Below are 7761 nucleotides of genomic sequence, written 5' to 3'. Positions count from 1 at the left end.
GGCGCTGTAGCGAATTCACGGAGATACCCCGTTCTTGACCCCGAGGTCAAGAACGGGGTATTTTCATGTCCATGGGCAGGCCACGCAACTTCGAAACGGACGCCGTGGTGATCCGTGCGATGGAGGCGTTCTGGACCCATGGGTACGGCAATACCTCGCCCGCACAGTTGGCCGAGGCCACCGGCGTGGGAAAAGGGAGTCTGTACAACACGTTCGGCAGCAAGCGGGAGCTGTTCGATCGGGCGCTCGAGCGGTACGACCGGCAGGGGGTGGATTTATGCACGGAGATCCTGAACCAGCCAGGGACGACCCGGGAGCGGCTGCGGGCGTGGATGCGGTTCACGGTGGATTCCGATCTGGCGGAACCGATCCGGCGGGGCTGCATGATGGTGAACACCGCCATGGAGCTGGGCGGGCGGGATGCGGAAGCGACGCGCGCCGTGTCCGTCGCGCAGGAGCACATGGTCGAGGCGTTCGTCGCGCGCATCGAACAGGGGCGGCGTGACGGGGATGTGCGGGCCGAGGCCGATCCGCGGGCCACGGCCGAGTTCCTGCTGAACACCATTATGGGACTGCGGGTTTCGGCCAAGATTTCCGACCACGAGACGCTGTACCGAATCATCGACACCGCTTTGACCACACTCTGACCACGGGCCGCTCCGGGCGGCCTCTTCTTTTGCCCTAGTTTTTGACCTGTAGTTCAAGAAAGGTACGCACCATGGATCTCGGATTGAACGGCAAGACCGCCCTCGTCACCGGCGCCAGCCGGGGCATCGGACTGGCCGTCACCGAAGCGCTGGCCGCCGCGGGCGTGCGCGTCTTCGGCGTCGCCCGCACCATTACGCCCGAACTCGAAAAGGCCGCGGCCGGAACCGTATCCGCCGACCTGAGCACCGGCGCGGGAGCCCTCGCCGCGGTCGAGGCGGCGCTGGCCGAACTCGGCGGGCTCGATATCCTGGTCAACAATGTCGGCGGCGGCGACGGGGACAAGTTCAACCTCGGCGGCTTCCTCGACATCACCGATGAGCAGTGGCGAGATGTCTTCGCGCTCAACCTCTTCGGCGTCGTCACCACCACCCGCGCGGCACTGCCCAGCCTGATCGAACGGCGCGGGGCGATGGTGACCGTCTCCTCCATCAACTCGCGCCTCCCGGCCGTCGGACCCTCCGGCTACAGCGAGGCCAAGGCGGCGCTCACCGCGCTGAGCAAGCGGCTCAGCGAGGAGTTCGGTCCGCAGGGCGTGCGGGTGAACACCGTATCGCCGGGCGTGGTCGGCACCCAGCTGTGGCGGGGTCCCGGCAATATCGGCGCGAAGTTCGCGGCGGCCAACGGCCTTGCGCAGGAAGACTTCCTGGCCGCCCTGCCGGAGCAGTTCGGCATTGCCGCGCGCCGCATCACCGAACCGGAGGAGGTGGCCGATCTGGTCGCCTTCCTGGTCTCCGAGCGCGCCGGGAACATCGTCGGCGCGGACTTCGTCATCGACAGCGGCACCGTCAAGACGCTCTGACGGCGGCAGCGGCCCGGGACCCGCGAGGGTTCCGGTCCGTCGCGATTTACAGGTAGAGGCCGGTGCCGTGTTCGGGGCGTTCGTTGGCCACGGCGTGCAGGTCGCGCTCGCGCAGGACGTAGTAGGCCTGGGCCTGGATTTCCACTTCGTACTGATCCTCGGCGCTGAAGAGCACCTGATCGCCGACGTGGACGGCGCGGACATGGGATCCGACGCCGCAGACCTCGCCCCACGAGAGGCGTTTGGCCACTTGGACGGTCGCCGGAATGAGGATGCCGCCGCTACTGCGCCGCTCGCCCGCCTCCTGGTTGATGCGCACCATGACGCGGTCGTGCAGCATTTGGATTTCGAGCTTTGGATCGGACACCGCGGCAGTTTACTGCGGGGCGTCGACCACGCGGCGGACGGCGTCCCTGGTCCAGGCGCGAACCTGATCCAGATCGGCGTCGCCGTCGAGGACGAACGGAACGACATGGGGCAGCATGGCCGGATAGTTGATCATGCCCATGAGCAGGAGCAGGACATAGCCGGGCGGCATATCCGCGCGAATGAGGCCCTTGCCCTGGGCGGCGTCCACCTTGGTGCGCTTCTGGAGGTAGCGCTCGGCGCGGACCTCACCGGCGGTGCTGTTGCCGGGGCCGAGTTCGAGGGCCTCCCACATGAGCAGGCGGAGCAACTCGGGATGCTCGCGGTGGTAGTCGATGTGCTCGTCGATCCAGGTGTCGAGGTCTTCGATATCGGTGGTCACCGATTCGGCGACATCGAGCACGGCCTTCTCCAGGACCTGATGGAAGAGCTGCTGCTTATCGCCGAAGTAGGCGTAGATGAGCTGCTTGTTGGCATTGGCATTGCGGGCGATGCGGTCGACCCGGGCCCCGGCGATGCCGTAGGCGGCGAATTCGTCCATGGCGGCGGCGAAGATACGCGCCTTCGTGGCTTCGGGATCCCTGGGTGCCATGTCCACAATGGTAACCAACTAATCAGTTGACACGGTGCGCGATGCGGTGAAATAGTTTCAACCAACCAGTTGGTTAACCTCTCGCGAGATCCGCATTCCGGCGCAACGTCGCGCCCCACGTCCCCTATTTCCCGCTTACCCGTTCGGGAGAACCACGTGACAAGTCTTCACAACCCGCCCGCCGCAGTCCCGTCCGCCGCACCGGGTGAGTTCGCGGCGCGGTGGCGGGCGCTGCCGGTGATCCTCAGCGCCATGTTCATGGCGATGTTCGACTACTTCGTCGTCAATGTCGCCGCCTCGTCCCTGCAGCACGACCTCGCTGCCTCCGAGGCCGCCCTCGAATTGGTCGTCGGCGGTTACGGATTCGCCTATGCCAGCGGCCTGGTCACCGGCGGTCGGCTCGGCGATCTGTTCGGGCACCGGCGCATGTTCGTCGTCGGCATGCTGGCCTTCACCCTCGCCTCGCTGCTCTGCGGACTGGCGTGGAACTCCTGGTCGCTGGTCGGATTCCGGGTGCTGCAGGGCATGACCGCGGCGGCCATGATTCCGCAGGTGCTGGCGCTCATCAACACCATGTTCCCGGCGGGCGAACGCCCCAGGGCCATGGCCGGATTCGGCGCCACCATCGGTATCGGCGCGGTGGCCGGTCAGGTGCTCGGCGGCGTCCTGCTCGATCTCGACCTGTTCGGATGGGGCTGGCGGAGCCTGTTCCTCATCAATGTGCCCATCGGCATCGCCGCCGCCGCGCTCGCCGCGCGCTGGCTGCCGCGGCACGAGCAGACCTCGCGGCCGCGCCTGGATCTCCTCGGCGCCCTGGGCATTTCGACGGCGCTCGCGCTGGTGCTGATCCCGGTGACGCTCGGTCGCCCGGAGGGCTGGCCGCTGTGGACCTGGATCTCGCTGGCCGCCGCGGCCCCGATGCTGCTGCTGACCCTGCGCTACGAGAACCGGCTGCTGCGCGCGGGCGGCCAGCCCGTGCTGGACACCGACCTCATCGGTGACCGGAAGTTCCTGGCGGGCATGGTGGTCTCCGGCGGCTATCTGACCTTCTTCGCCGGATTCATGCTCTGCCTGACCCTGCTGTTGCAGAACGGCCTGGGCATGGACCCGCTCGCGGCCGGGCTCACCTTCGCCCCGCTGGGCCTGTGCTTCGCCCTCAGCTCGTTCTACGCCCGCCGCATCGCCGAGCGGATCGGCAATCGGGTCATTCTGCTGGGCGCGAGCATCAGCCTGCTCGGCATGCTGGTGACCAGCGGTGTCCTGGCCTGGTACGGCTCCGCGGTCAGCGCCACTGTGCTCATCCCCGGCATGATGCTGGTCGGCCTGGGCAATGGCATGGCCATCCCGGCGACCATCGGCGCGGTGCTTTCCTCCGGCGTTCCGGGTCATCAGGCCGGAATGGCGGCCGGGGTGCTCACCTCCGCGCAGCAGTTCGGCAATGCCATCGGCGCGACCGTGCTCGGCACCATCTTCTTCAGCGCGCTCGGAAACGCGCACGGCAGAGGCGATTTCGTGCACGGCATGGATGTGGCGGGGCTCAGCGCCCTGGCGGTCATCGCGGTGGTGCTGATCGCGGCGTTCGCGCTGAACCGGCCCACCGCGCACTGATCGGCGCGAACCCCGACTGGGGCGCGATATCTCCCGGGATATCGCGCCCCTGCTTTCTCGGGCGCAGGAATACGGGGATTCGCCGATTTCCGCCATCGTGCCAGGATCGAACTCGAATTTGATCTTGTTGTGCGAAAGGAACTCCCATGAACCCGATAAACCCGCAAGGCCCCACCGATACGGTCGCTTACCTGCTCGCCATCCTCCGCGGGCTGCTGGCCTCCGGATCCGCACAGGGCTGATCCGGCACCGGTTCCGGACAATCGGGGTCCGAAGACGTAGTTTCTGGGTGTGGACCCGAACAGCTCTGCCGCCCTCGACATCCTGCGCGATCTGCTGCCCGACGGCATGGTGGTGACCGATCCCGATGTGCTGGGCGCGTATCGGCAGGATCGGGCGCTGGATCCGGAGGCCGGGACGGCCCTCGCCCTGGTGCGGCCGACCACCACCGAGCAGGTGTCGGCCGTGGTGCGGTGGGCGCACGAGCATCGGGTGCCGGTGGTGCCGCGCGGGGCGGGCACCGGATTGTCGGGCGGAGCGACCGCGCAGTCCGGGGCGCTGGTGCTGAGCACCGAGAAGATGCGGGAGATCAGCGTCGATCCGGTCACGCGGACGGCCGTGGTGCAACCCGGACTGCTGAATGCCGAGGTCAAGCGAGCTGTCGCCGCCCAGGGCCTGTGGTATCCGCCGGATCCGTCCTCGTTCGAGATCTGCTCCATCGGCGGGAACGCCGCCACCAATGCGGGCGGGCTGTGCTGCGTGAAGTACGGCGTCACAACCGATTACGTGCTCGGTATGGAGGTCGTGCTGGCGGACGGCACCGCGGTGCGGCTGGGCGGGCCCCGATTGAAGGATTCGGCCGGGCTCTCGCTGACCAAGCTGTTCGTGGGCAGCGAGGGCACGCTGGGCATCATTACCGAGCTCACGCTGCGGCTCCTGCCCGCGCAGCCGCCGCAGTCGACGGTGGTCGCCACCTTCCCCACGCTGACCGCCGCCACCGAGGCGATTCTGGCCATCACCGGGACGCTGCGGCCGTCCATGCTGGAGTTCATGGATTCGGTCGCCATCAACGCGGTCGAGGACGAACTGCGCATGGGCCTGGACCGTCAGGCCGCCGGACTCCTGGTGGCGCGCTCGGACGCCCCCGGCGAGCACGCCGGGCTGGAGGCCGACATCATGCTGGCCGCCTGCGAAAAGGCCGGGGCCACCGAGGCTTTCCGCACCGATGACGAGGAGGAGGGCGAGGCCTTCTGCGCCGCACGGCGATTCGCCATTCCGGCGGTGGAACGCAAAGGCCCGCTGCTGCTGGAGGATGTCGGGGTACCGCTCCCCCGGCTGGGCGAGCTGGTCAACGGCATTGCCGAGATCGCCCGTGCGCGCGAGGTGCTCATCTCCGTCATCGCGCACGCGGGCGACGGCAATACCCACCCGCTGATCGTGCACGATCCGAACGACCCGGCCGAGTCCGAACGCGCGCATCTGGCCTTCGGCGAGATCATGGACCTCGCGATCGGCCTGGGCGGCACCATTACCGGTGAGCACGGCGTCGGGCGGCTCAAGAAGGCCTGGCTGCCCGATCAGCTCGGCCCCGACGTGATGGCGCTCACGCGCCGCATCAAAGACGCCCTGGATCCGCACGGGATTCTCAATCCCGGCGCGGTCGTCTAGCGGGCTCCCCGGAACAATCCACTTCACAAGGGAGTTCAACCCGATCATGAGTACCAGGCTGGAACACAATGCCGACGCCACCCGCTACGAGATCTATCTCGACGACACCCTCGCGGGCTACGCCGACTACGCGGAGCGCGCCCAGGGCGAGACCAGGATCCGCGACATCCAGCACACCCTCACCTTTCCCGAGTTCCGCGGCCGCGGCGTGGCCGCGCAGGTCGTCGAGTACGCGCTGAACAACGCACGGGAAGAAGGCTTCTCGGTCGTCCCCACCTGCTGGTACGTCGAGAAGTACATTGCCGAGCACCCCGAATACGCCGATCTGGTGGCTTAATTCGCGCGGCTGCGGGTGTCGCCGTAGCGCGGCGGCTCGCGGCGCCGCCACACCAGGAACTGCTTATCGGTGACACTGCACATGGCCTCGATCACCTTGTCGTTGTCGAAACCCGGCAGCGCCTGCAAACGGGCCAGGAACGCGGTATCGGCCGCCGAATGCGGCACCACGCAACCCTTGCCGGTCGCCCCGATCAGCACGAAGAACACATCCTCGGCGAACGGCCCGTCCGCCGTCGTAATGATCCGCACCTCCGCGAGTTCGGTCCACGCGACCTCTTCCACCCGTCCATTGGCCAGCGTGCGCCGGACGAAGGTGTCGTTGATTTCGACTCCGGCCATGGATCCATAGTGCCCCCGCCCGGGTCGGCAAAACAGTCCCGAAACCACGGCTTTACCTGAGGAAAAGGTAAAGAAAAGCTCCGGCGAACTGACCGTCCGTCGAAGTGACGGCAGGTCGATCCCCGGAGCAATCCCCTAGCTATTGAACCGAATTCAGCGCAGCAGCTGGCGCGACATGACCACGCGCTGGATCTGGTTGGTGCCCTCGTAGATCTGAGTGATCTTGGCATCGCGCATCATTCGCTCCACCGGGAAATCGGTGGTGTAGCCCGCGCCGCCGAAGAGCTGCACGGCATTGGTGGTGACCTCCATGGCCACATCGGAGGCGAAGCACTTGGCGGCGGCGGAGATGAAGCCCAGGTTCTTCTCGCCGCGCTCGGCGCGGGCGGCCGAGGTGTAGACCATGAGGCGGGCGGCCTCGATCTACATGGCCATATCTGCCAGCATGAACTCGGTGTTCTGGAAGCTGGCGATGGTCTTGCCGAACTGCTTGCGATCCTTGGTGTAGGCGATCGCGGCGTCCAGCGCGCCCTGGGCCAGGCCCACGGCCTGCGCGCCGATGGTCGGGCGAGTGTGGTCCAGGGTCTGCAGCGCGGTCTTGAAGCCGGTGCCCGGGGCGCCGATCATGCGGTCGCCGGAGACGCGGCAGTTCTCGAAGTACAGCTCGGCGGTCGGGGAGCCCTTGATGCCCAGCTTGTGCTCCAGCGGGCCGACCACGAAGCCCTCGTCGTCCTTGTGCACCATGAACGCGGAGATGCCGTTGGCGCCCTTCTCGGCGTCGGTGACGGCCATGACGGTGTACCAGTCGGACTTGCCGCCATTGGTGATCCAGCACTTGGAGCCGTTGATGATCCAGTCGTCGCCGTCGGCCTTGGCGCGGGTGCGCATGGAGGCGACATCGGAGCCCGCCTCACGCTCGGACAGGGCGTAGGAGGCCATCTTGCCGTTCACGATGTCGGGCAGCACCTTGTGCTTGAGCTCCTCGGAGCCCTGCAGGATCAGGCCCATGGTGCCGAGCTTGTTCACGGCGGGGATCAGCGAGGAGGAACCGCAGACGCGGGCCACTTCCTCGATGACGATGCAGGTGGCGACGGAATCCGCGCCCTGGCCGCCGTAGGCCTCGGGCACGTGCACGGCATTGAAGCCCGCGGCGTTGAGGGCGGTCAGCGCCTCCTCCGGGAAGCGGGATTTGCCGTCCACGTCCTTCGCGTACGGGGCGATCTCCTTCTCGGACAGGCCGCGAATGGCCTCGCGCAGCTCGTGGTGGAAGTCCTCGAGCTGGAACAGGTTGAAATCGGGGTTGCCCGCCATGGGTTCACTCCTGGTTCGTCGGTCGGGATCG

8 protein-coding genes and 1 pseudogene are annotated in these 7761 nt (G+C 67.2%); 5 read left to right on the top strand and 4 right to left on the bottom strand.

Translation table 11 applies throughout. The features are described 5' to 3' along the window. The first annotated feature begins 71 nt into the window (after positions 1-71). Together NC4_RS28285 and NC4_RS28280 are read left to right on the top strand one after the other, a co-directional pair. The gene (locus NC4_RS28285) at positions 72-647 is read left to right on the top strand and encodes a TetR/AcrR family transcriptional regulator (protein ID WP_067544264.1); all 576 of its coding nucleotides are present in this window, start codon (positions 72-74) and stop codon (positions 645-647) included. Positions 648-718: 71 nt separating this feature from the next. Beyond that, positions 719-1507, top strand: coding sequence for an SDR family oxidoreductase (locus NC4_RS28280; RefSeq protein ID WP_067544189.1), 789 nt, complete (start codon positions 719-721; stop codon positions 1505-1507). A gap of 46 nt (positions 1508-1553) precedes the next feature. On the opposite strand, the gene NC4_RS28275 is transcribed toward NC4_RS28280, so the two are convergent. Both NC4_RS28275 and NC4_RS28270 read right to left on the bottom strand, forming a co-directional pair. Then, positions 1554-1874 carry a GroES family chaperonin gene (locus NC4_RS28275; protein ID WP_067544187.1) on the bottom strand — a complete coding sequence of 107 codons (321 nt, stop codon included), beginning with the start codon at positions 1872-1874 and terminating at the stop codon, positions 1554-1556. 9 nt (positions 1875-1883) lie between these two features. Further along, positions 1884-2465: a TetR/AcrR family transcriptional regulator gene (locus NC4_RS28270; RefSeq protein WP_067544185.1), complete on the bottom strand. Its 582-nt coding sequence runs from the start codon at positions 2463-2465 to the stop codon at positions 1884-1886. Positions 2466-2621: 156 nt separating this feature from the next. Here NC4_RS28270 and NC4_RS28265 point away from each other — a divergent pair, with 156 nt between their 5' ends. The 3 genes from NC4_RS28265 (at position 2622) to NC4_RS28255 (ending at position 6078) form a co-directional block, all read left to right on the top strand. Continuing rightward, positions 2622-4073, top strand: coding sequence for an MFS transporter (locus NC4_RS28265; protein WP_245721975.1), 1452 nt, complete (start codon positions 2622-2624; stop codon positions 4071-4073). A 348-nt stretch (positions 4074-4421) separates the two neighbouring features. After that, complete coding sequence (locus NC4_RS28260; protein WP_067544260.1) at positions 4422-5741, top strand: FAD-binding oxidoreductase; 1320 nt, start codon at positions 4422-4424, stop codon at positions 5739-5741. Between the two features lie 46 nt (positions 5742-5787). Continuing rightward, positions 5788-6078: a GNAT family N-acetyltransferase gene (locus NC4_RS28255; protein WP_067544183.1), complete on the top strand. Its 291-nt coding sequence runs from the start codon at positions 5788-5790 to the stop codon at positions 6076-6078. On the opposite strand, the gene NC4_RS28250 is transcribed toward NC4_RS28255, so the two are convergent. Both NC4_RS28250 and NC4_RS28245 read right to left on the bottom strand, forming a co-directional pair. Then, positions 6075-6419: a hypothetical protein gene (locus tag NC4_RS28250; RefSeq protein WP_067544181.1), complete on the bottom strand. Its 345-nt coding sequence runs from the start codon at positions 6417-6419 to the stop codon at positions 6075-6077. The two genes, NC4_RS28255 and NC4_RS28250, sit on opposite strands and share 4 nt — an antisense overlap. A gap of 153 nt (positions 6420-6572) precedes the next feature. Beyond that, positions 6573-7730, bottom strand: a pseudogene (locus tag NC4_RS28245) (acyl-CoA dehydrogenase family protein). Positions 7731-7761: the final 31 nt, after the last annotated feature.

This window comes from Nocardia crassostreae, from assembly GCF_001613405.1.
GTDB lineage: Bacteria > Actinomycetota > Actinomycetes > Mycobacteriales > Mycobacteriaceae > Nocardia > Nocardia crassostreae.
This window is presented reverse-complemented; position numbering and strand designations above follow the sequence as displayed.

Bases quoted from the DNA above. Each gene is read 5' to 3' on its own strand.
- NC4_RS28285 (WP_067544264.1), top strand. From the start codon at position 72: ATGGGCAGGCCACGCAACTTCGAAACGGACGCCGTGGTGATCCGTGCG.
- NC4_RS28280 (WP_067544189.1), top strand. From the start codon at position 719: ATGGATCTCGGATTGAACGGCAAGACCGCCCTCGTCACCGGCGCCAGC.
- NC4_RS28270 (WP_067544185.1), bottom strand. From the start codon at position 2,465: ATGGCACCCAGGGATCCCGAAGCCACGAAGGCGCGTATCTTCGCCGCC.
- NC4_RS28260 (WP_067544260.1), top strand. From the start codon at position 4,422: ATGGTGGTGACCGATCCCGATGTGCTGGGCGCGTATCGGCAGGATCGG.
- NC4_RS28255 (WP_067544183.1), top strand. From the start codon at position 5,788: ATGAGTACCAGGCTGGAACACAATGCCGACGCCACCCGCTACGAGATC.
- NC4_RS28250 (WP_067544181.1), bottom strand. From the start codon at position 6,419: ATGGCCGGAGTCGAAATCAACGACACCTTCGTCCGGCGCACGCTGGCC.